Origin of the sequence: Desulfuromonas acetexigens (genome assembly GCF_900111775.1) — a bacterium.
GTDB classification, from domain to species: domain Bacteria; phylum Desulfobacterota; class Desulfuromonadia; order Desulfuromonadales; family Trichloromonadaceae; genus Trichloromonas; species Trichloromonas acetexigens.
In genome coordinates, this window is sequence record NZ_FOJJ01000009.1 from 14,147 (window position 1) to 36,495 (window position 22,349).

Genomic DNA, 22,349 nt, shown 5'->3' on the forward strand with positions numbered 1-22,349 from the left:
TGCAAGAGCATGTTTCACGTGAAACATTTTACTTTCCAATGCAAAATCTTGAGAAAATTCGGTCGAGTATATCATCTGGTGTCGTCTTTCCGAGGATCTCAGCAAGGGCATCTAGGGCTTCGCGCAGTTCCAAAGCAGGAAACTCAGGAGACAGTCCTTCGGATAGTGCGGATTGGAAGCGCATCAGCGATTCACGAGTTCTTAACAAAGAATCACGGTGACGTCGGTCGGAAAAAACCACTTCCTGCGCCAGGTCACCCTGGACTGACCCACCCAACAAAGTAACGATGGAATTACGCAAAAGAGAAAGACCATCACCGGAACGGCAAGAAAGAAAAACCGTAGGCAAAGCGGTCCAGTCATGGGGCAAGGAAGATTGGGGGAGGTCCGTCTTATTACAAACCAAAAGGGTTTTGTAATCACTGCAGGCCCTGAGGGCGAGCCGATCCTGTTCATCGAGAGGACGGCTACCATCGACCACCAATAAAATCAGGTCAGCGGATGCGACCTTGGCGCGGGCGCGGGCGATGCCCTCAACTTCGACGGGATCATCGCTATCCCGTACGCCGGCCGTATCGATCAGACGAAGAGGTATGCCACCAAGAACAAAATTTTCTTCTATAGTATCCCGGGTCGTTCCAGGAATATCGGTGACGATCGCTCGTGACTCACCAAGAAGAAGGTTCAGTAGAGAACTTTTACCGACATTCGGTTTTCCCAGAATGAGGACGGACAAGCCCTCCCGCATAATCCGGCCCATATCAAAATGTTCGAGAAAATCTTCAATCTGAGCGAGAAGGGAACGGGACTCTTCTTCAAGAAAAGAAAACTCAGCAAATTCGATATCCTCTTCCGGGAAATCGACAAGAGATTCGACATGGGACAAAAGATCGGCAAGACGATCCGACATCTCCGCAACGATACGGGAAATTCGCCCATCTAACTGGGCAAGGGCAACCCTGCCGGCCGACTCAGAGCGCGCACGGATTATATCAATCACCGCCTCCGCCTGAGAAAGATCGAGGCGCCCGTTGAGAAAAGACCGCTGGGTAAATTCACCCGGGCGGGCAAGACGAGCGCCGACTTCAAGAAAGGCATCAACGATCTGGCGAATAATCACCATACCGCCATGACAATGAACCTCAACCACGTCTTCGCGGGTAAAGGAATGAGGGGCGCGCATAACTACCGCCATCACTTCATCGATAATTTGTCCACCGGCTGCGCGAAGATGTCCGAGGTAAAGGCGATGAGAAAGGCGCTTTAGAGTTGGACGAACAGCACAAAAGAGTTGATCAAGATAAGCCTCGGCGGAAGGGCCAGATAAACGCACGATGCCAATCGCCCCTTCACCGGGAGCTGTCGCAACTGCAACAATCGTTTCAGCGGATCGCATCATCTTTGCTTCACAGGGATGGAGTAACAATTAAAGAAGAATTTCCGCAGTACAAACCCAAAGGCCCGGAAAATCCGGGCCTGGGTTGAAAAAAGAAAATTCAAAAAAACCTAAACAGAAGGTTTTTTATGAATAATATACTGCTGAAGAATCGTCAAAAGGTTATTCACCAACCAATAAAGAACCAGACCGGAAGGGAAGTTAAGGAACAGAAAAGTAAAGATGATCGGCATCAGCATGAAAATTTTGGCCTGGGTCGGATCCATGGTACTGGGGGTCAACTTCTGCTGGATAAACATAGTCGCCCCCATGATCAAAGGCGTGACATAATAAGGATCTTTCAGAGAAAGGTCAGTAATCCACAGAGCAAAAGGAGCCTGACGCAACTCAATAGCATCCATCAAAACTTTATAAAGAGCAAAAAAGACGGGAATCTGGACTACCATCGGAAGACAACCGCCCAAAGGATTGACCCGATGCGTCTTATATAATTCCATTAATTCTCGATTTTGTCGCTCTCGATCATTCTTGAATTTTTCTCGTATTTTCTGCATTTCTGGCTGTAATTTCTGCATATCCTTCATAGAAGCGTAGGACTTATGCGTTAAAGGCCAAAATAACAGTTTGATGATCAACGTCAGCAGGATAATTGAGACGCCATAATTACCGAAAAAAGAATAGAAGAATTTAAGTACATAGAGTAAAGGCTTGGCTATCGGAGTAAAAAAACCAAAGTCGATCGCCTTGGCTAAATCATAATTAACCTCATTGAGGATATCGAGATCACGAGGGCCAAAATAAAGAAGGAAATCTTGACTCAGGGTCTGTCCTACAGATAAATCACCGGACGTCGATTCGAAGATATTACGAACATTGCCGTTTACCTGATCAACTTGAACCTTGGCGACAGAATTGGAAAGTGGCACCACCGCTTGAATGAAATATTTACTCTCGAAGGCACTCCATTTCACTCCGTCAGCATACTGAAGAGGTTCTTTAAGCAAGTCATCGGGATCGTCTGTTTTAATGTCATCGTCAACAAAAGTAACCGGTCCGACAAAAGTAAAGCTGTCAGGTTTACTCTCTTTACTCCAGGGTGTAGACAGGGCAAGGCTGCTGCGGCCGCGCAACGGTTGTGACGAATTATTAATGATCACAACCTGAAGTTGAAAAGGATACTGATTTCCAGAAAACGAATAGATCTTTTCTAAACGCAGCCCATCAGCACGTTGGTGAAAAAAACGAATCCGTCCTTCTTCATCACCGGAAAGGGACAATGTATCACTGGATAAATCGAGATAAAAAAGAAGGTCTTCAGAAAAACCAAAGCCTTCCATACCTGAAGAAATCAGCGTTGGAGTGCCTTCAACCAAAGAAACTTGTGTAGCATCTGGCTCATTTTTCTCGCGATAGTCTTTTGTAACAAAGGAGATCAGAGTTGCGCCGCGGGAAGAAAAAACGGCGCGGTAAAGATCATTTTCAACAACAATCTCACGGGCAAGAGCGGTTTCACCAGGGCTAACAACTGGTGATTTGACCGGTGGCAGGAATGCAGTTTCGAGGGATTTTGAATCAGGGGGTTCTAATGCTTCAGTCGTGGAAGTTTCCTGCTGAACAGTTTCCGTATTGGGAGGAGCCGGGGTCATAAAAAAACTGAAACCGAACCAAACGGCCAGCATCAGCATCAACGCGATAAGGGTATTCTTGTTTTCCATGCCAGGACTCCACGATAGGAAAAATTACTCAACCGGATCGTAACCACCAGGATGATAGGGATGACAACGACAAAAACGTCGGATTGACAGAATTAAGCCTTTGCCTAATCCATATTTATCTATGGCCTGAAAAGCGTAATCAGAACAACTTGGATAAAAACGACAGGTAGGGGCCTTGAGAGGGGAGATAAAGCGGCGATAAATCGTAATCAAATTGAGAGTGAATTTTTTGAACATGAGTAGTCCGCCATATCAACCTGTCAACAGATGTTTGATTTCAGACTGAACTTCCTCATAAGTAAGAGAGGTAGAACCTTTTTTGGCAATTATAGAAAAATCTACAGGATGTTTTAAGACTGGATAATTCGTGCGAAAAACTTCCCGTAACAAACGCTTAACGCGATTACGTTGAACGGCCCCACCAACTTTGCGACTAGCGGTTATCCCTAGCCTGGTGGGGCCGAGCTTATTTTCCAAAATGATAACTATAAAATGATCCGTATGATATTTTTTCCCCCGATTCCAGGTATCATTGAATTCCTTCCGTCGTCTTAAGCGATAAACGGAAGGAAATTTGAGGGTTTCCAATATCGAATTTACCAAAAAATTATTTTACTGGGATACTGACGACCAACCGCTTACGACCCTTGGCCCGGCGACGTTTAATAACGATTCTTCCATTGGCAGTCTGCATACGTTTGCGGAAACCATGGGTACGTTTTCTTTTTACATTACTAGGCTGATAAGTGCGTTTCATATCTCTACTCCTTGATTGCTGATTCGTTCCACAAGAGGCGAATTATTAAACACAGAGAAGGGCTAAAGTCAAGAAAATAAAACATTCTAAATTGATTAGAAAACCGTCTCCAGCAACGCTTCCCACAACGAGAGTAAACCGGCCAGCCAAAAATGGGTTGCAAAAACGCTGCTGCTCTGTTACTTTTGAAACCTCTTGGAAAAAATTAAAATTTTTGTAAATTACTGTTTTGAAAGAAAAAAATAACATATCAACAGTTGTGAACAATTCTGTGGATATTTTCAAGAAAAGAAATCATGCCAAAGAATAAGTACTGGCAGGATTGCCTGTCCACGCTGGAAAAAAAAATATCACCACAAAATTTTTCGACCTGGATCAGACCTATCCGTTTAAAAGATATAACGGGAAATCTGGTACATCTCGTGGTGCCGAATAGATTTATCCGAGATTGGATTAACGAAAACTATCAGGAAATAATTGAAGACACAATAAGTCAGTTAATTAATGATAAGTGTCGGATCAAATTCGAGATATCAGCCACAAATACCATCCCGGAAAATGAAATTACTGAGAAAGATTCTATAGTTAAAGCCATTAAAAAAACAGATATTACTAGTGCCGAAACGGAGAAAAAAAACTCCGGTCTTTATTTGAACGATAAATACACATTTGAAGATTTTGTACCAGGTTCATCGAATCAATTTGCCTATGCAGCGGCTATGGCCGTCGCCAATAATCCGGCAACAACATATAACCCTCTGTTCATTTATGGCGGCGTTGGTCTGGGTAAAACCCATATCATAAACGCTATTGGAAATGAAATAATCAACAAAAATAATAATCTGAAAGTCTGCTACTATTCATCTGAAAAATTCATGAACGAATTAATAAACTGTCTTCGTTACGCGAAGATGGATGAGTTTCGTCAAAAATTTCGTTCTATGGATGTTTTATTAATAGATGACGTTCAATTTATTGCCGGCAAAGAAAGAACTCAAGAAGAATTTTTTCATACTTTCAATGCTTTATATGAATCTCACAAGCAAATTGTCGTAACATCAGATAAATTTCCAAAAGATATCCCAGGTTTAGAAGAAAGATTAAGATCTAGATTCGAATGGGGGCTTATCGCGGACATTCAGCCACCAGACATCGAAACAAAACAAGCCATACTAAAAATGAAAGCCGATCAGAACGGCATATACCTACCTGAAGATGTTACGCTATTTCTTGCTAATTCAATAAGCAGTAACGTAAGGGAGTTGGAAGGTTATCTCATTCGAATTGGGGCCTATGCAAGCTTAACTTCAACCCCAATAAATTTGAACATGGCCAAGGAAATTCTCAAAAATATATTGATTGAAAAAAACAAGGAAATTTCAATCGAAGAAATTCAAAAAAATGTAGCGGCCTATTTCTCAATAAAAGTATCGGATTTAAAATCGGCAAAACGTTTGAAAGCTTTAGTTATTCCACGACAGATAGCTATGTATATCTCCCGTCAACTGACTTCATGTTCATATCCTGAAATCGGAGATAAATTTGGTGGGAAAGATCATTCAACAATAATACACGCCATAAAAAAAATAGAGAGACAATTGGAAGAGGATTATCAGCTTAAAATAACAGTCGAAAATCTAAAAAATTCATTAACAAATTGAAATATATGGTCGTGGGTAACCCGTTTAAAATACTGTGCATAAATAAAGATTTTCGAGTTATCAACAATTCAGCAAGTAATTCAGCGTTTAAAAAAAGTTTTGATGCACAATATAAATATCCGAATTTAAAAGAAAAATATGAGTTATCCAGTAATCAACAGGCATCTATTACTAAGTACTATAAAAAATAAAAAAACATAAACAATAGATGTTTGTGAACGGGGGCCACTATGGAATTCAGTATTGAAAAAGAAATATTTTTTAAAGGATTATCCCGAGTACAAGGGATCGTAGAAAAAAGAAACACCATACCAATTCTTTCCAATGTATTAATTGAATCAAATGCTGAAGGAATATTTATAACAGCCACTGACCTTGAAGTTGGCATGAAAGCTTTCTATCCAGCAAAAATATTGAAGTCTGGAAAAATTACTATATCTGCAAAAAAACTCTACGAGATCACTAAAGAATTACCAGATAAGGAAATTTTTTTTAAAGCTAAAGAAAATAGTTGGGTTGAACTAAAATGTGGAAAATCTATATTCAATATCGTTGGATTAGCAGCAGACGAATTTCCATACTTCCCAGAACCTGAAAATGACAGGTTTATTACAATAAATAGTAATGTAATAAAAGAGATGATTGATAAAACATATTTTTCAATTTCCACAGATGAAACAAAATATAATTTAAATGGAATATTCTTCAAGTCGGAAGATTTGAATGACAACGAAAAAACTCTTTCTCTGATTGCAACAGATGGTCATAGACTTTCTATGATAAAAAAACCATTGATTAATCATCAAATAAGGGAACTTGAAAAAGGAGTTATTTTTCCTAAAAAAGGTATTTATGAACTAAAGAAAATTACAGAAGATGGAGAAGCTGATATTCAACTTGGTTTTATGGACAATAATGCTGTCATTAAAAAAGATTCAACATTTATTATCATGAGATTAGTTGATGGCGAATTTCCAGATTATAAAAGAGTGGTTCCGCAAAACAACGATCTTGTTATAACTATCAATAAAGATCTCTTCTATCACTCTCTTAAACGTATTTCTATCCTTTCAAATGAAAAATCTAAAGGGATAAAAATAACGATTAAAGAAAACCTTCTCGAATTATCTTCGTCAAATCAGGAATTTGGAGAAGCACGAGAAGAGTTGGATATCGAATATCAAGGTCCTGAAATTACCATCGGCTATAATGCCCGATATATCATGGACGTTTTACAAAACCAGGATTCAGATAAAATACAGATTTATATTAAAGATCATCTATCCCCAGGTTTAATAAAATCTTTCGATGATAACGATTATCTAGCGGTTATCATGCCTATGCGCCTTTAAACAAATATGCTCATAAAAAGCATCATTCTGTCTAACTTTAGAAATATCGTAAGATTAGATTGGTCACCTGATCGGCGATTAAATATTTTAATCGGCAAGAATGCACAAGGTAAAACCAGCATCCTGGAGTCAATTTACCTTGCATGTTATCTTAAAAGTTTTCGTTCAGCTAAAAATAATAATTTTATACTTCAAGGGGAAAAATCTGCTCTTATTGATATAAATCTATTCAGCTCTGGTGTTAACAGAAACATACGCTTACTTTTAGATAAAGAACGTAAAGAAGTTAGACTTAACGGGAAAAAGCCCGATTCTTATCAGGATTTTTTTTCTGGAATAGCTCCAGTATTATTTGCTCCGGAAGAAATTCAGTTGATTCGTGGAACACCGACTGGTCGCCGTACTCTTATAGATCGTGCTGTTTTTCAAGGAAATAATAGATTTATACAAGCAAGTATCGATTATAATCGATATTTACGTCAACGGAATAAACTTCTAAAAGATGAACGTCCAGCTGAAGAAATTATTCCGTGGACACAAGGATTGATTGAGACGGGAGTTCGAATACGCATTGAACGTATCCTCTATTTAGAGAGGCTTTCTCCCATTTTTAGAGAAGTATATGGGAATATTACTGATAACCTCGAAACAGCGGAAACTTCTTATCCTATAACTGAATCTGATGAATGTCTCTTGAAAGAACTCTTGTCTGAGGAGTTTTTTAGGACGCAGGATCGAGAAAAACAGTGGAAGCAGACATTGGCCGGTCCCCATCGCGATGATCCTATTTTTACTATCGACGGAAAGCCTTTAAGGCAATATGCCTCACAGGGCCAGCAGCGATCATTTATTCTAGCGTTTAAAATTGCGCAGATCATTGAATTGGAAAAACGTACTGGAGTGACTCCAGTCTTGCTCCTCGATGATTTGACCAGTGAACTTGATCAGCAACGACAAAAGTTTTTTTTTAATTTCATTCAACAACGGAGCGGACAAGTTTTTATTACAACTACGGATATTGATCCTCTGATTAGGAGAGGATTGACAGACGGGTCTTTTTACGCGATCGAGGATGGCGCGATCCATCCCGTGGCGCACTAAGGAAAGAAGCGCGGAAGAATGACACAGGATAAATCTTATCAAGCGGACAGTATCAAGGTTCTTGAAGGTCTGTCGGCGGTACGGAAACGCCCGGCCATGTATATCGGCTCTACCGGATCCATGGGACTACATCATCTGGTATATGAGGTTGTCGATAATTCCATCGATGAAGCGTTGGCCGGTTATTGTAACGAAGTTTTTGTAGTCATCCACGTCGATGGCTCGGTAACAGTCGAAGACAACGGACGCGGCATACCAGTCGATATGCACACTGCCCAGAACAAATCAGCGGCGGAAGTGGTTATGACGGTCCTTCATGCCGGGGGCAAGTTCGACAGCGATTCCTATAAGGTTTCCGGCGGTCTGCATGGGGTTGGTGTTTCTGTAGTCAATGCTTTGTCCGCTCGTCTCGATCTGGAAATCCGCCGTAACGATCATGTCTATCGACAAAGCTACGAACGAGGAGTGCCCTTGGCGCCCCTTGCCATGGAGGGTGAAACCAGCAAACGAGGAACCCGAATCACCTTCTGGCCGGATGGCGAAATTTTCGAAACGACGGAATTTTCTTTCGAGATCCTTTCACAGCGATTGCGGGAATTGGCTTTTCTTAATGCCGGAGTACGCATTCACATTCAGGATGAACGTAGTGAAAAGCATCATGATTTTCACTACGAGGGGGGTATCGCTTCCTTCGTTGAATATCTCAATCGGGCGAAAACCCCGATCCATCCTAAACCGATCTATTTCACTGGGGCCAGGGAAGGGGTGGAGATCGAAGTGGCCATCCAGTACAACGACGGCTACGATGAGAAGGTTTTTTCCTTTGCCAACAACATCAATACCCATGAAGGCGGAACCCATCTGATCGGTTTCAAGGCGGCGTTGACCCGAACGATGAACACCTATGCCGGCGCCAACAACCTGCTCAAGAACATCAAAACCTCGGTCTCGGGGGATGACTTGCGGGAAGGGATGACGGCGGTTATTTCCGTCAAGGTTCCTGAGCCCCAGTTTGAGGGGCAGACCAAGACCAAACTCGGTAATTCGGAAATCAAGGGCTTCGTTGAAAGCCTGATGAATGAAAAACTGGCAGTTTACCTGGAAGAAAACCCCAGTGTCGCCAAACGCATTCTCGAAAAGGGGATTGAGGCGGCCCGGGCCCGGGAAGCGGCCCGTAAGGCCCGGGATCTGACACGGCGTAAGGGCGCTCTGGAAGGTTTATCCCTGCCGGGAAAATTGGCGGACTGCCAGGAAAAAGACCCGGCCCTCTGCGAAATCTACCTGGTCGAGGGCGATTCCGCCGGCGGCAGCGCCAAACAGGGACGGGATCGTCGTTATCAGGCGATTCTTCCGCTGAAAGGCAAGATCCTCAACGTTGAGAAGGCGCGCTTCGATAAGATGCTCACCTCCAATGAAATACGCACCCTGATCACCGCTATGGGTACGGGTATCGGTAAGGAAGATTTCGACATCGCCAAGTTGCGTTACCATCGCATCATCATCATGACCGACGCCGACGTCGACGGTTCCCACATCCGCACCCTGCTCTTGACCTTCTTTTTTCGGCAGATGCATGAGATCGTCGAACGTGGCCATCTCTATATCGCCCAGCCGCCGCTCTATAAAGCCAAGCGCGGCAAGAAGGAGATTTACCTGAAGGACGAGGCGGCGCTCCTTGAATACCTGCTCAACGAAGGGGTCGAAGGGATTTCCGTACAGATGGAGAAGAGCGGCAAGGTGATCCGCGGTAAACAGATCATCCCGACCCTGCGCAATATCATCGATTACAACAATCTCTTCGAAAAAATCACCCATAAGGGGGTCAATCGCGAAGTTTTGCGGATTTTCGTCAATGGCAAGGTACAAAACGGCTTTGCCGACATGACCGATCTTGCACCTTTGGCGGAAAAACTTAAAGCGATCGAGCCCCGGGCCCAGTTTCAGGTTCTCCATGAGCCGGCGCGGTTGCTTTTCACCCTCGGCAACGTGCGGGCGCGAATCGACCAGAACATCCTGGAAATCCTCTCTTCCCACGAGTACAAGCTGCTGTTACAGGCGTACCGTCTGGTCGAGGACATTTGCAAGGATGAACGGGCCTTTATCGCCTCGGAAGGCAAGGAAGAAGGGATGGTCGGCGATCGTCAGGAATTGCTCGATTTCTTCTTCGAGCGGGCCAAGAAGGGACAATATATCCAGCGCTACAAAGGGTTGGGGGAGATGAATCCGGAGCAACTCTGGGAGACGACCATGGACCCGGATAAACGGATGCTGTTGCAGGTGAAGATCGAGGATGCCATCGCCGCCGACGATATATTCACCGTGCTCATGGGGGATCAGGTGGAACCCCGTCGGGAATTCATCGAGAACAACGCCCTGAACGTTTCCAATCTCGACATTTAGGTACCTAACCCGAGACCGCCGATTCGGTATCAGACTTAAAGCGGTCGGGTTTTCGGAGGAACATCCATGGATTCGCAGCAGAACCAGAACAAAATGCCGGTCAATATCGAAGACGAGATGCGTAAATCCTACATGGATTACGCCATGAGCGTCATCGTCGGCCGGGCTCTGCCCGATGTGCGCGACGGCCTCAAACCAGTGCATCGTCGGGTACTTTTCGCCATGAGCGAACTGAGCAATGACTGGAACAAGCCCTATAAAAAGTCGGCCCGTGTCGTCGGTGACGTCATCGGTAAATACCATCCTCACGGCGATAGCGCTGTATACGACACCATTGTGCGTATGGCTCAGAGCTTCTCCATGCGCCATCCCCTGGTGGACGGTCAGGGCAACTTCGGCTCCATCGACGGCGACTCGGCGGCGGCCATGCGTTATACCGAGGTGCGCATGGACCGGCTGGCCCATGAGCTGCTGACGGATATCGACAAAGAAACCGTCGATTTCGGCCCCAACTACGACGACTCGTTGCAGGAACCGCTGGTTCTGCCCTGCAAGTTTCCCAATCTGCTGGTCAATGGCTCGGAGGGGATCGCCGTCGGTATGGCGACGAAAATTCCGCCCCATAACCTGGGGGAGGTAATCGATGCTTTGATCGCCGTAATCGACAATCCGGCCCTGGATTTCGATGATCTGCTGCGACTGGTTCCCGGGCCCGATTTTCCCACCGGGGGCTTCATTCTCGGCCGCGACGGCATCCGCGAGGCCTACGCCAGCGGCCGGGGGATTATCCAGACCCGTGCCCGCGCTTTGGTCGAGAAGGATCGCCGTACCGGCAGAGAGAGCATCATCGTCAATGAGATCCCCTATCAGGTCAACAAGGCCAAGCTGATCGAGAAGATCGCGGAACTGGTCAAGGAAAAGAAGATCGAAGGGATCTCCGACCTGCGCGACGAGTCGGACCGCGACGGTATGCGCATCGTCATCGAGCTGAAGAAAGAATCGATCCCCGAGGTCATCCTCAATCAGCTCTACAAGATGACGCAGATGCAGTCCTCCTTTGGCATCATTATGCTCGCGATCGTTAACGGACAGCCGCGGGTTCTTGCCCTGCGCGAGGTGCTGGACCGTTTTATCGAGCACCGCAAGGAGATCATCACCCGACGCTGCATCTTTGAGTTGAAAAAGGCGGAGGCTCGCGCCCATATCCTTGAAGGCCTCAAAATTGCCCTGGAAAACCTTGACGAGGTGATTCAGATCATTAAGAGCAGCACCAACCCAGCCGAAGCCAAGGAGCGTTTGATGACGCGCTTTGGTTTCTCCACCCTCCAGGCCCAGGCGATTCTCGATATGCGTCTGCACCGCCTCACCGGTCTCGAGCGGGATAAAATCATCGCTGAGTACAACGAAATTCTCGCTCTGATCCAGCGTCTCAAGGAAATCCTTGCCAGCGAGGTGGAAATTCTCAATATCATCAAGCAGGAACTGATTGAGATCAAGGAACGTTTCGCCAATCCCCGGCGCACTGAGATCATCGCCAAGACTGGTGACCTCTCCCTCGAAGACCTGATCGTCGAGGAAGACATGGTGGTGACCGTTTCCCACACGGGTTATATCAAACGTAACGCCGTCTCCCTCTACCGCGCCCAACGCCGGGGGGGGAAGGGCAAGACCGGCATGCGCCCCAAAGAGGAAGATTTCGTCGAGCATCTTTTCATCGCTTCGACTCACGCCTACATCCTGGTCTTTACCGATCTGGGCAAGGTCTACTGGCTCAAGGTGCATGAAATTCCCCAGGGCGGTCGAGCCACCCGCGGCAAGGCCATCGTCAACCTGCTCCAGCTCTCCAGCGAGGAAAATGTCACCTCGATCCTGCCGGTCAAAGAGTTTGTCGAGGACAAGTTTATTGTCACCGCTACTCGTAATGGCGTGGTCAAGAAAACCGAGCTGATGGCCTACTCCAATCCTCGCGCCGGCGGCATCATCGCCCTGACCATTGACGAGGGCGATCGCCTGGTTTCCACCCGCCTCACCGACGGCACCATGGACATCCTTTTGGCCAGCAACCATGGCAAATCGATCCGCTTCCCCGAAAGTGACGTGCGTTCCATGGGCCGTACCTCCCGGGGGGTCCGGGGGATGATGCTTGAAGCAGGGGACAGCATCATCGGCATGGAAGTGGTCACTGACGCCACTGCCGCAACCTTGGTCACGGTGACGGAAAACGGCTACGGCAAACGCACCGATCTCGACGAGTATCGGGTGCAGAGCCGTGGGGGCAAGGGGATCATCACCATCAAGACGACCGAGCGCAACGGCCAAGTGGTCGATATCAAGTTGGTCAATGACGAGTCGGATCTCATGTTCATCACCGACCGGGGCAAGGTGCTGCGCACCGGCGTTTCCATGCTTTCGATCATCGGCCGTAACACCCAAGGGGTGCGGTTGATGGTTCTGGAAAGTGGGGAGCGGATCGTCGCTGTTGCCCGCCTGGCCGAGAAGGATGAGGAAAATGGAGATTCGGAAGCTGAAGAAGAAGCTTTTGAAGGAGGAGCAGAGGCACCGGAGGAGGAAATCTAAGGCTTACCGTCTGCTGCGCCGGGCGATTCCGGCGCTGCTGATCCTGCTGCTGGCAGGGGGAGCCTGGGAACTCTATCGGCGGGAAGGAAGGGATTTGAAATACTACGCCCGGGCCGAAGAGCAGCAGTTGGCAGGGCGTTACCAGGAGGCGGCGCGGCTCTACAAAAAGCTCCAGCGCCGCCATCCCGCCTCACCGAAAGCGGACGAGGCTCTCTATCGGCTAGGCCAGATCCGGCAACTCCAGTTCAAAAGTTATCCGGAAGCGATTCTCGCTTACCTGTCGCTGGAAAAGGACTACCCCCATTCCCCGCTGGCGGGGGAAGCCCTGCGCCAGGTGGCCGATCTCTACAAAAATCAGCTCCTCGACTATCCCCGGGCGATTGTCATCTATCAGAAACTCCTCGACCGGGGGACGACGGAGGCCGATGCCGTCCAGTATCAGATCGCCGACTGCTACTTTCGGCTCAACAACTTCGAGCAGGCTCGGATCGAATTCGAAAATCTGCTGAAAAATTATCCGGAAACTTCGTTGGGCGCCGAAGTGAGCTATCGTTTGGCGGTCAACCTGGCCCTGCAAGGGGAGGGTAAAAAAGCCATAGAACTCTTCACTCAGGTAGAGGAACGGTGGCCGGAAAGTCCCTATGCCGTTGAGGCGCGTTTCGGTCGGGCCGGGGTGCTGGAGGACCGGGATGACCTCGGCGGGGCATTGCGTCTGCTCGAGGGGTTGCGCGGCAGCTATCCCAACGGCGAAATTCTCAAACAGAGGATTTCTCAGGTGAAGACCAGAATCAAAAAAAAGACCCAGGGATTGTAGGATTTATGGATATCGCGGTTATCGGTGCCGGCAGCTGGGGAACGACCCTGGCGAACCTGCTGGCGAAGAAGAAGCATAAGGTCACCCTCTGGATCTATGAGCGGGATCTCGCCGCGCGCATCGTCACCAGCCGGGAAAACGACCTCTATCTCCCCGGTTTTCCCCTTTCCCCCCAGCTCCGCTTCACCGCCGATCTGGAAGAGGCGGTGCGCGGTCGACAACTGATCCTCCTCGTCCCTCCGTCCCAGGTCATGCGTCAGGTCGTTTCTGGGATTTCCGGCTGGATCGGGGAGGAGACGCTGCTCGTTTCCGCCTCCAAGGGGATTGAGAACGATTCTCTGCAGACTATGGCGGAAGTCATCGGCGAGTGTCTGGGGTCAAAGAACCGAAAGCGCCTGACCTTTCTGTCTGGCCCCTCCTTCGCCCGTGAGGTGGCGGCGGAAATGCCGACTGCCGTCGTCGCCGCTTCCAGTGACGGACAGGCGGCGGCGACGACCCAGGAGGTCTTCAGCACCCCCTATTTTCGCGTCTATACCAACGACGACGTGATGGGGGTGGAACTGGGCGGGGCATTGAAAAACGTCATCGCCCTGGCGGCGGGAGTTTCCGACGGCCTTGGCTTCGGTTATAATACCCGAGCGGCGTTGATCACTCGGGGTCTGGCGGAAATGAACCGTATGGGTCTCGCCCTGGGTGCCAATCCGGCCACCTTCGCCGGTCTGGCGGGGATGGGCGATCTGGTCCTGACTTGCACCGGCGACCTCTCCCGCAACCGCACTGTCGGTATGGAGCTGGGGCGGGGGCGGACCCTGGCGGAGATCCTCGCCGGGATGAAGATGGTGGCCGAGGGGGTGAAAACCACGCTCTCCGCCTATCAACTGGCCTGCCGCCTCGGCGTCGATATGCCGATCACCGAGCAAATGTACCGGATCCTGTACGAGAATAAGGATCCGCGCCAGGCCGTCACTGACCTGATGCTGCGCGGCCTCAAAGCCGAAGCGGCCTGAACCGACCACTACGGAGGAGTTCCCCATGATTCAGCGTTTCATTGGCGTCGGCCTGTTCTTTCTGCTTTTTTCCACGACCGCTTTGGCCGGGGAAGTCGCTCTTATCCAGACCAGCCTCGGCGACATCAAGGTCGAACTGAACCGGGAAAAAGCGCCGCTGTCGGTGGCGAATTTTGTCGCCTACGCCGAGCAGGGGTTTTATAAAGACACCGTTTTTCACCGGGTCATCAAAGACTTCATGATCCAGGGCGGGGGCTTCACCGCCGACATGAAGCGCAAAGAGACCCTTCCCTCGATCAAGAATGAAGCCACCAACGGCTTGAAAAACCTGCGCGGCACCATCGCCATGGCCCGTACAAATGTTGTCGATAGCGCCACCAGCCAATTCTTCATCAACCACAAAGACAACGATTTTCTCGATCACCGCGGCGTGTCGCCGGCAACCTACGGTTATGCCGTCTTCGGGCGGGTCGTCCAGGGGATGGAAGTGGTCGACGCCATCGCCGCGAAAAAGACCGGCGGCAACGGTCTGTTCAAGGATATGCCAGTTGAGCCGGTGATCATTCGCGACGTGAAGGTTATGCAAGAAGGACAGTAGCCTATCGGCCCAGGATTCGAAAGCTGTTTGCCGACGGGAAAGTCGTCGGCCCCGGGGAGCGAAACGTGACCGCCATCCGCATCATGACATACAGCGTAGGGGAGTGTCGGGGCGCGGACGGCCGGGTCGAGCCCGAGCGGATCGTCACGGTGGTCAAGGAAACGACACCGGATGTCCTGGCGGTGCAGGACCTTGCCACCACAACACTCCCCGATCAGCTCGATTATCTCGCCCGGCGACTCGGCATGCGCGCCTATAGCGCCCCCCAGGCTCCCGGCTGCGCTTGGCTCGCCTATGCCCCGCTCAAAGGGGTTCAGGGCTACGATCTGGGGCAGGGCGGCTGCCTGCTCCGTGCCGATCTCGATATCGACGGAAAACGCCTGCATCTGCTCAACCTGCGCCTGACTGCGGAGCGTTCCGCGCGACAACGGCAGATCGCCACCTTGGTCGGCCCCGACCTCCTCGGCGACCGCTCCCTGACCTGCGCCACGTTGCTCCTCGGCGATTTTGCCGATACCTTTTGGGGCGCCGGCAACCTCGCCCTCAACCTCCATCTGAAAAAGGCCGTTCGCTCCTTCTGGCGCGGCACCTATCCCGCCTTTCTACCTCTCATTGACCGTGATCGTGCCTATTATCGCGGTCATCTGCAGATCCTCGACAGCCGCATACCGCGAAACGCCGCCGCGCGTCAAGCCTGTCGGCATCTGCCGTTGATCGTCACCGTCGAGGTCACCGACCCGCGCACCTTCCTGCGGACGGAAAAACTCAAACGGAGCCGGATGGAAGTCGCCCCAGGCTGACAAGGTTATGCACACTTGTGGATAAGGCTGTTGAAAAGAACCCGCGAAAGGGGATGAGCCGACGCCGGGCCCTGCTTCTTCTGGAGCGTCTTGAAGCGCTCTATCCCGACGCGCATTGTGCCCTGTTCTACCGCAATCCCCTGGAGTTGCTTATCGCCACCATCCTATCGGCGCAATGTACCGATGTCCGGGTCAACCAGGTCACCCCCGCCCTCTTTGCCCGCTACCCCGATGCCCAGGCCCTGGCGGCAGCTGATCCCGCCGAACTGGAAGATCTCATCCGCTCCACCGGCTTCTTCCGCAACAAGGCGAAAAACATCATCGGCTGTGCCCAGGCTCTGGTTACTGACCACGGCGGCGAAGTGCCGCGCCGGATGGAAGATCTGGTCGCCCTCCCGGGGGTCGGACGCAAGACCGCCAATGTTGTTCTTGGCAATATCTTCGCGATCCCCGGAATGGTCGTCGATACCCACGTCAAGCGACTGGCCGGGCGCTTCGGCTGGACTCGGGAAAGCGATCCGGTGCGCATCGAGAAGGATCTCTGCCAACTCCTCCCCGAGGAGCGCTGGACCCAAACCAGCCATGTCCTCATCCTCCACGGCCGGGCCCTGTGTAAGGCGCCCATTCCCCATTGCAGTCTCTGTCCGGTGCTCGATCTCTGTCCGCGCCAGGGGATCACCCGTTCCCACTGAACCACGCCTATTTCACGTGAAACAAAACGGCCCATGCGTGTAACGCGCATGGGCCGTTGATCGTTTTTACGGGGAATGATTCCTCTTTGGGGTCAATCCGTTTTCTCCTCGTTCTCGCTCCCCTCGTCCGGCAAGGTCGGAATCAAGGTGATGCTCTGGTCGTCCTCGTGAGGCTTGTCGGTAATCTGCTTGGTCGAGTTGTCGAGACTGATCGATTTGCCCTCGCGGTCGAAGACCGAATTGTCGTCGAGGATGACGAGACCCAGGCGTTCGGCCACATCCCGCCGATATTGATACTGGTGGTTGAGCTTCTCCCGGCGCAGGCGATAACTGAGGTACATCCAGACCATGGCGAAGACCGCCGCGACCCCCAGGAGGACGCCGAGGGAGGCGAGGAGATAGAAGGCCGCCCGTTCCCCGGCATGGCCGATAAAAATCAGAATATCGTCGATCTTGTAGATGATTCCGGCGGCCAGCACCAGCATGAGCAGACCGAGCAGGAAGGGGACCTGGCGGGTGATATTGAGGGCCACCTGCAACTTGGAGGGGGAGGAAAGATCGCCGCCGAAACCGGCCGCCAAGTCTTTGCTGGTTGAATGGGAGTAGTCGTAAAGGTACTTGTTGAAAAAGAGGATAACGACCCCAAACATGAAGGTGATGGCCACCGGCGCGATGAACGAGGCGAAAATATAGGGGCGCCAGGGGAAGGCCGCGTCGGGGGAAGAGAGATGGATGACGAAACAGACGAAGAAAATGAGGCCTTCGATCACCATTAGGATGATCAGGTAGTTGAGGATGAAACTTTTAAGTTCGGTTTTGTCAAACAGATTGGCGATACCTTTGAGTTTTTCGTCGGAAGTGCCGCTCATGGAAAAGTCCTTTGGTCAGTTTGAATGAGGCATCGCTCGGTGACGCGAGCGGGACCGGCAGGCGAGCCAGCTTGGTCGAGTGGATAAGTGAGGGTTATGTAAACGTAAATGAAGGGGCATATTAGCAGTCTTTTTTTTAATAATCAAACGATGAGAAGGGCGGGGGAGGATTCCCGACAGCCTCCCGCACCGGCGAGAGGAAAAATTGACAGGAATGGGTCAAGGGGGTATCTTACCGGGGCTTTTTATGAGATGTAGCCCACCCCGAGGAGAGAAAGGAAAGCAAAAATGTTACCAGCGGCCAAAGGCGATATCGTGACCGTTCAGTATACGGGCAAGTTGAGCAACGGCGAGATCTTCGACGCCTCCCCTGACGACCGGCCCTTGCAGTTTGTCATCGGCAAGAAAGAAGTGATCCCCGGCTTCGAGTCGGCCGTGACCGGCATGGTGACGGGAGAAAAACGTACCGTGACGATTCCCGCCGCCGATGCCTATGGTCAGAAACTTCCGGAACGGGTTGAGGAGATCGACCGGGCGCGACTTCCGGAAAAGCTCAATCCCCGCGTCGGCGATCGTCTGGAGATCACCGGTCACGACAACAGCCGGAGAATTGTAGAGGTTATCGCGGTCAGCGATCAAACCCTGATCCTCGATGGGAACCATCCCTTGGCGGGCCAGGACCTGACCTTCGACATCGCCATGATGGAAGTGGTTAAACAGCCGAAACTTTTCTAGCTGACGGATCAATCCGCCGCAGTCCCGGCCCCGCCCGATAAGGTGCGGGGCTTTTTTTTCGCCCATTTCAGCGGCGGTAGGGCTTGAGGACGATGGTGCCGATATCGAGCAGGGTCTGTTCGGGGATGGCGGGACAGCCCTGGTTCCCTTCCGGGATGCCGTAAGGTTCGCCGGGGAGGGGTTGCCCCCGGGTCTGGGTCCGGGCGGCCAGGCACCAATGGCCCGCCGTGGGCAGATAGAGGGTGAAGCGACCATCCTCCCGGGCGGGAAGGGAGGTGTGGTCGGGCATGCGATGGCGGTTGCCATCGCGGTAGGCGAGAACGAAAGCGCCGCCGGCGGGGTGCCCTTGGGCGTCGAGTAGACGTCCGGTGACGCCGGTCGTTCCCTCGGTCAGGGTGGTGTCGCCGAGAATCGGGCGCTGGGCAAGGCTGTGCAGGCGGAAGTCGACCCGAATCCGTTCTCCGTCCCTGACTCGTACTGGATTTTTCTCCGGCAGCGCCCAGGCATCCCCCGGTCGGGGCGGCCCACTGTCGCCGCCGGCTCGCCGCGAGCGGGCAACCAGGTAAAAATCGCCGGGGCCGCAGTCGAGAAAATAATCTCCCTGGGCATCGACCGGTGCGGCGAAGTCGGCCGGGCCGCGCAGATTGCTCGCGGCATTGCGGTAGGCGTAAACCGTCGCCGCCGGGTCGGGTGCGCCAGCGGCAGCGCTGATCCGGCCATAGACGCCGGTTTCCGGACCCGGTGCCGGGACAGTTGGGGGCGGCGCGGAAGAAAGGCAGGCGCTGATAGCCAAGGGCAACAGCAGGACCGGTAAGCGCTGCCGGAGACTCATGGCAGTTCGGCGAAGCCGTCACCGGCCACGGTCAGAAGCCATAAGGACTGCCGGGTGTCGCCGTTGGCGGCGATGGTGAAGGGGCGGGTGGCGCCAGAGAAATTGTCCACCCGGGAGAGGGTATCGCGCAGGCTCTGTCGGTCTTGGACCTGGGGGTGAACCAGCAGCTGCAAGAGGAGGCTGGCGACATCGTAACCCTGGGCTTCGAGAATACTGGGGGGAACGCCGTAGCGGGCGCTGTAGGCCTCCACAAAACGGCGAACATTGGTGGCGCCGGCATCGGCAAAAAAGCCGTCGGCGAAAATCGCCCCTTGCAGATATTGACCGGAAGAGCGGAGGAGTTCCGGAGATTTCCAGCCCGAAATCCCAAGCAGTTGCACGTCCTGCAGGCCGTAGTAGCTGAGTTGGGGAGCGATCAGGCTGATTTTTTCCGGATAATCGGGAAGAAAGAGGGCCTCGAAAGGGGAGGGATCGTTGGTTGTAGAGGCGTTTTTGTTGGGATCTTCCCCTTTGAGCAGGCGTAGGGGGATTCGGAAGTCGGTGAGATTTTCTCCGTAGCCTTCGGTAGCAACGATTTGGCCACCCCGCCGGAGCACGCCATTGACGAAGAGCCCCGCCAATGTCTTGCCCTGTGAGGATTCGGGATAGAGGACGGCGAAACGTCTGAGTCCCCGGCGTTCCATCGCCTGGCTCAGCAGCGCCTCGACCTGGGCTTGCGGAGTGAGGGAGTGGCGGAAAATGAAGTCGCCGATCTCGGGAATGCCCTCTTTCGGGGTCAGGGCGAAGAGCGGGATGCGCAACAGTTGGGCCTGGCGAGCGCAGACGGTGGCGGCGCCGCCGGTAATCGGCCCGGCGATGGCCAGGATGGTCGGGTCGGCAGCCAGTTCGCGGACGGCACGGCTGCTTTCCTCGGGTGTGGCGCCTGAATCACGAACCACCAGACGACAACCGGGCCGGCTCTGGTTGTGTTCTTCCAGGGCGAATTCCATTCCTTGCCGGATCAGTTGGGCGAAAGGGGCGTGGCGTCCCTCAAGGGGGAGCAGTACCCCGAGGGCGCGCCCGGAGGAGATCGTCGTTGTCGCAGGGAGCGGATTGACGGCAGCCACCGGCGCGGAGGAAGCAGGCGATGAGGCGGAAATGGTCGCGGGATCGCCGCCACCGAGGGCCAGCCACAGGGACTCGGCCTCATGCCGGTAGGGAAAGGGGACGGCGTTCTGCAATACCGGCGCCAGCAGGTTTTTCGCCTGTTCCGTGAGCCCCTGCCGGAAGGCGCGGTTGGCTTGCTCGGTGCGGGCGTCCTGTCCCAGCGGCGTCCCCTGAAACATGAAGACGGCTTCGGCGAGATCGCCGTTGGAGAGGCGTTTCAGGATGTCGTGGGCCTGAGCGAGCAGACTTTCGTCGCGCCCTTCGCCATGGCGCTGGATCGCCGCGAGCGCTTCCAGGTTCTGGCCGAGGGCCGTCTGGATCTCGGCCAGGGCCGCTCCGCGTTGGAGCTGATCGGTGGGCGACAGCTGCGCCGGGTTACTCTTGAGCAGGCGGGCGAGGGCCGGGTCCTTTTGTCCGGTCGCCGCCAGGGCCAGTCCTTCGATGAGCAGGGCTTCGGCTCCCTTTTGCTCTTCGGGAATGCGGCCGGTGTAGAGCAGGGCCTCGGCCGGGCTTCCCTGCTCCTGGAAGACGCGGGCCAGGTAGAGGTAGGCGGTGGGCAGGTCGGGATCCTGAAAATTACGGATAACGAAGCCGCGCAGTAGAGAGAGGGCTTGCTGGCGATCTCCGGCTTCATAGGCGGAAATCCCCTGTTTCAGGGCGGGATCGCCGTTCGTCGTCGCGAAGGCGGAAAAAGCCGTCATCAAGATCAGCAAAGCGGTAATGAACCAGACGGCGCGGCGACCTGCCATGAGCCCCTCCCGGGAAAATCCCTCAATCAAATAGATTCTTGACCTTATCGAAAAAGCTCTTGCCCATGGGATGCATGTCCTCGCCGCTTTCCCGGGCGAACTCTTCCAGCAGTTCCTTTTGTCTGGCGCTCAGCTTGGTCGGAGTCTCGACCCGCAGAACCACCAGCTGATCCCCCCGGCCGTAGCCTTGCAGGCTGGGGATGCCCTTGCCGGAAAGGTTGAGCACCTTGCCCGACTGGGTGCCGGCCGGAACCTTGATTTTCAGCTTGCCGTCGAGGGTCGGCACCTCGATTTCGCAGCCCAGGGCCGCCTGCACGAAGGAAATGGGCGTTTCACAGATGACATCCTGCCCCTCGCGCTTGAAGATCGGGTGGTCTTTGACCGTGATGACCACGTAGAGATCTCCCGGAGGACCGCCCTGAGAACCGATTTCCCCTTCGGCGCTGAGCTTGAGGCGGCTGCCGGTTTCGACCCCCGGCGGAATCTTCAGGGAGATGGTCTTCTTGCCCTTAGTCTTGCCGGTGCCGCGACATTCCGGGCAGGGGCTTTCAATGATCCGCCCCTCGCCGCCGCAGGTAGGGCAGGGGCGGGTGAGGGAGAAGAACCCCTGCTGATAACGGACCTGACCGGCGCCCTGGCAGGTGGAGCAGGTTTTCGGGCTGGTCCCCTTCTTGGCGCCGGAGCCGCCGCAGGCTTCGCAGGTCTGATGGCGGGGGATCTGGACCTTGGTCTCCAGGCCGAAAGCAGCCTCCTCGAAGGAGATGCTGAGGTTGTAGCGCAGATCGTCGCCGCGCCGTCCCCGGCCGCGCCGGGAGCCGCCACCGCCGAAGATATCGCCAAAAATGTCGCCGAAAATATCTTCGAAGGGACTGCCGCCGAAACCGAACCCCTCGGAAGAGAAACCACCACCGCCCCCCAGGCCGGCATGGCCGAATTGGTCGTAAGTCGCCCGTTTCTGGGCGTCGGAGAGGACCGCGTAGGCTTCGGTCAACTCTTTGAAGTGTTCCTCGGCCTGCTTGTCGCCGGGGTTCTTGTCCGGATGGTACTGCAGGGCGAGACGCCGGTAGGCCTTCTTGATCTCGGTTTCGCCGGCGTTGCGATTGACGCCGAGCACTTCGTAATAGTCGCGTTTGCCGTTAGCCAAGGGA

Annotated in this window: 20 protein-coding genes; 11 read left to right on the forward strand and 9 right to left on the reverse strand. The window is 52.4% G+C overall.

From position 1 onward, the window contains the following. Positions 1 to 28: 28 nt before the first annotated feature. From mnmE to rpmH, 5 genes are all read right to left on the reverse strand, one after another. Positions 29 to 1,399, reverse strand: a complete 1,371-nt coding sequence (mnmE, locus tag BQ4888_RS05925; RefSeq protein WP_092054941.1) for a tRNA uridine-5-carboxymethylaminomethyl(34) synthesis GTPase MnmE — start codon at positions 1,397 to 1,399, stop codon at positions 29 to 31. 107 nt (positions 1,400 to 1,506) lie between these two features. Continuing rightward, positions 1,507 to 3,111: a membrane protein insertase YidC gene (yidC, locus tag BQ4888_RS05930; protein WP_092054944.1), complete on the reverse strand. Its 1,605-nt coding sequence runs from the start codon at positions 3,109 to 3,111 to the stop codon at positions 1,507 to 1,509. A gap of 24 nt (positions 3,112 to 3,135) precedes the next feature. Next, positions 3,136 to 3,348 carry a membrane protein insertion efficiency factor YidD gene (gene yidD, locus BQ4888_RS05935; protein ID WP_092054947.1) on the reverse strand — a complete coding sequence of 71 codons (213 nt, stop codon included), beginning with the start codon at positions 3,346 to 3,348 and terminating at the stop codon, positions 3,136 to 3,138. A gap of 15 nt (positions 3,349 to 3,363) precedes the next feature. Then, positions 3,364 to 3,714, reverse strand: a complete 351-nt coding sequence (rnpA, locus tag BQ4888_RS17960) for a ribonuclease P protein component (protein ID WP_092054950.1) — start codon at positions 3,712 to 3,714, stop codon at positions 3,364 to 3,366. Positions 3,715 to 3,718: 4 nt separating this feature from the next. Further along, the gene (rpmH, locus tag BQ4888_RS05945; RefSeq protein WP_092054952.1) at positions 3,719 to 3,868 is read right to left on the reverse strand and encodes a 50S ribosomal protein L34; all 150 of its coding nucleotides are present in this window, start codon (positions 3,866 to 3,868) and stop codon (positions 3,719 to 3,721) included. A 296-nt stretch (positions 3,869 to 4,164) separates the two neighbouring features. Between rpmH and dnaA the strand changes: the two genes are divergently transcribed. From dnaA to nth, 10 genes are all read left to right on the forward strand, one after another. After that, the gene (gene dnaA, locus BQ4888_RS05950; protein ID WP_092054955.1) at positions 4,165 to 5,529 is read left to right on the forward strand and encodes a chromosomal replication initiator protein DnaA; all 1,365 of its coding nucleotides are present in this window, start codon (positions 4,165 to 4,167) and stop codon (positions 5,527 to 5,529) included. A 230-nt stretch (positions 5,530 to 5,759) separates the two neighbouring features. Continuing rightward, a complete protein-coding gene (dnaN, locus tag BQ4888_RS05955; RefSeq protein WP_092054958.1) occupies positions 5,760 to 6,881 on the forward strand; it encodes a DNA polymerase III subunit beta in 1,122 nt (373 codons plus the stop codon). 6 nt (positions 6,882 to 6,887) lie between these two features. Then, positions 6,888 to 7,982, forward strand: a complete 1,095-nt coding sequence (gene recF / locus BQ4888_RS05960; RefSeq protein WP_092054959.1) for a DNA replication/repair protein RecF — start codon at positions 6,888 to 6,890, stop codon at positions 7,980 to 7,982. 18 nt (positions 7,983 to 8,000) lie between these two features. Beyond that, positions 8,001 to 10,382 carry a DNA topoisomerase (ATP-hydrolyzing) subunit B gene (gene gyrB, locus BQ4888_RS05965; protein ID WP_092054962.1) on the forward strand — a complete coding sequence of 794 codons (2,382 nt, stop codon included), beginning with the start codon at positions 8,001 to 8,003 and terminating at the stop codon, positions 10,380 to 10,382. A gap of 66 nt (positions 10,383 to 10,448) precedes the next feature. Next, entirely contained in the window at positions 10,449 to 12,959 is a 2,511-nt protein-coding gene (gene gyrA / locus BQ4888_RS05970) for a DNA gyrase subunit A (protein ID WP_092054965.1), read from the forward strand. Next, positions 12,892 to 13,773 (forward strand): outer membrane protein assembly factor BamD, encoded by an 882-nt coding sequence (locus BQ4888_RS05975; protein WP_170232975.1) that lies wholly within the window; start codon positions 12,892 to 12,894, stop codon positions 13,771 to 13,773. Before gyrA ends, BQ4888_RS05975 begins: the two co-directional genes overlap by 68 nt. 5 nt (positions 13,774 to 13,778) lie before the next feature. Beyond that, a complete protein-coding gene (locus BQ4888_RS05980) occupies positions 13,779 to 14,780 on the forward strand; it encodes an NAD(P)H-dependent glycerol-3-phosphate dehydrogenase (protein ID WP_092054970.1) in 1,002 nt (333 codons plus the stop codon). Positions 14,781 to 14,805: 25 nt separating this feature from the next. Then, positions 14,806 to 15,378: a peptidylprolyl isomerase gene (locus BQ4888_RS05985; protein WP_092054973.1), complete on the forward strand. Its 573-nt coding sequence runs from the start codon at positions 14,806 to 14,808 to the stop codon at positions 15,376 to 15,378. Between the two features lie 65 nt (positions 15,379 to 15,443). After that, positions 15,444 to 16,178, forward strand: coding sequence for an endonuclease/exonuclease/phosphatase family protein (locus tag BQ4888_RS05990; protein ID WP_092054976.1), 735 nt, complete (start codon positions 15,444 to 15,446; stop codon positions 16,176 to 16,178). Between the two features lie 53 nt (positions 16,179 to 16,231). Beyond that, entirely contained in the window at positions 16,232 to 16,870 is a 639-nt protein-coding gene (nth, locus tag BQ4888_RS05995) for an endonuclease III (protein WP_092054979.1), read from the forward strand. A gap of 92 nt (positions 16,871 to 16,962) precedes the next feature. Here nth and BQ4888_RS06000 read toward each other — a convergent pair whose 3' ends face one another. Beyond that, the gene (locus BQ4888_RS06000) at positions 16,963 to 17,739 is read right to left on the reverse strand and encodes a hypothetical protein (RefSeq protein ID WP_092054982.1); all 777 of its coding nucleotides are present in this window, start codon (positions 17,737 to 17,739) and stop codon (positions 16,963 to 16,965) included. A gap of 288 nt (positions 17,740 to 18,027) precedes the next feature. Here BQ4888_RS06000 and BQ4888_RS06005 point away from each other — a divergent pair, with 288 nt between their 5' ends. Next, positions 18,028 to 18,474, forward strand: a complete 447-nt coding sequence (locus BQ4888_RS06005) for an FKBP-type peptidyl-prolyl cis-trans isomerase (RefSeq protein WP_092054984.1) — start codon at positions 18,028 to 18,030, stop codon at positions 18,472 to 18,474. Between the two features lie 67 nt (positions 18,475 to 18,541). Here the strand turns inward: BQ4888_RS06005 and BQ4888_RS06010 are convergent, their stop codons facing one another. From BQ4888_RS06010 to dnaJ, 3 genes are read right to left on the reverse strand one after another with little or no spacing between them, the layout of a single operon-like run. Further along, entirely contained in the window at positions 18,542 to 19,306 is a 765-nt protein-coding gene (locus BQ4888_RS06010; RefSeq protein WP_092054987.1) for a hypothetical protein, read from the reverse strand. Continuing rightward, on the reverse strand, positions 19,303 to 21,201 hold the full coding sequence (locus tag BQ4888_RS06015; protein WP_092054991.1) for a penicillin-binding protein activator: 1,899 nt from the start codon (positions 21,199 to 21,201) through the stop codon (positions 19,303 to 19,305). Before BQ4888_RS06015 ends, BQ4888_RS06010 begins: the two co-directional genes overlap by 4 nt. Positions 21,202 to 21,223: 22 nt before the next feature. Beyond that, positions 21,224 to 22,345, reverse strand: a complete 1,122-nt coding sequence (dnaJ, locus tag BQ4888_RS06020) for a molecular chaperone DnaJ (RefSeq protein ID WP_092054994.1) — start codon at positions 22,343 to 22,345, stop codon at positions 21,224 to 21,226. Between the last annotated feature and the right edge of the window lie 4 nt (positions 22,346 to 22,349).

Coding starts and splice junctions, on each gene's coding strand:
- mnmE (WP_092054941.1), bottom strand. CDS start 1,399: ATGATGCGATCCGCTGAAACGATTGTTGCAGTTGCGACAGCTCCCGGT.
- yidC (WP_092054944.1), bottom strand. CDS start 3,111: ATGGAAAACAAGAATACCCTTATCGCGTTGATGCTGATGCTGGCCGTT.
- yidD (WP_092054947.1), bottom strand. CDS start 3,348: ATGTTCAAAAAATTCACTCTCAATTTGATTACGATTTATCGCCGCTTT.
- rpmH (WP_092054952.1), bottom strand. CDS start 3,868: ATGAAACGCACTTATCAGCCTAGTAATGTAAAAAGAAAACGTACCCAT.
- dnaA (WP_092054955.1), top strand. CDS start 4,165: ATGCCAAAGAATAAGTACTGGCAGGATTGCCTGTCCACGCTGGAAAAA.
- dnaN (WP_092054958.1), top strand. CDS start 5,760: ATGGAATTCAGTATTGAAAAAGAAATATTTTTTAAAGGATTATCCCGA.
- recF (WP_092054959.1), top strand. CDS start 6,888: ATGCTCATAAAAAGCATCATTCTGTCTAACTTTAGAAATATCGTAAGA.
- gyrB (WP_092054962.1), top strand. CDS start 8,001: ATGACACAGGATAAATCTTATCAAGCGGACAGTATCAAGGTTCTTGAA.
- gyrA (WP_092054965.1), top strand. CDS start 10,449: ATGGATTCGCAGCAGAACCAGAACAAAATGCCGGTCAATATCGAAGAC.
- BQ4888_RS05975 (WP_170232975.1), top strand. CDS start 12,892: ATGGAGATTCGGAAGCTGAAGAAGAAGCTTTTGAAGGAGGAGCAGAGG.
- BQ4888_RS05980 (WP_092054970.1), top strand. CDS start 13,779: ATGGATATCGCGGTTATCGGTGCCGGCAGCTGGGGAACGACCCTGGCG.
- BQ4888_RS05985 (WP_092054973.1), top strand. CDS start 14,806: ATGATTCAGCGTTTCATTGGCGTCGGCCTGTTCTTTCTGCTTTTTTCC.
- nth (WP_092054979.1), top strand. CDS start 16,232: ATGAGCCGACGCCGGGCCCTGCTTCTTCTGGAGCGTCTTGAAGCGCTC.
- BQ4888_RS06000 (WP_092054982.1), bottom strand. CDS start 17,739: ATGAGCGGCACTTCCGACGAAAAACTCAAAGGTATCGCCAATCTGTTT.
- BQ4888_RS06005 (WP_092054984.1), top strand. CDS start 18,028: ATGTTACCAGCGGCCAAAGGCGATATCGTGACCGTTCAGTATACGGGC.
- BQ4888_RS06010 (WP_092054987.1), bottom strand. CDS start 19,306: ATGAGTCTCCGGCAGCGCTTACCGGTCCTGCTGTTGCCCTTGGCTATC.
- BQ4888_RS06015 (WP_092054991.1), bottom strand. CDS start 21,201: ATGGCAGGTCGCCGCGCCGTCTGGTTCATTACCGCTTTGCTGATCTTG.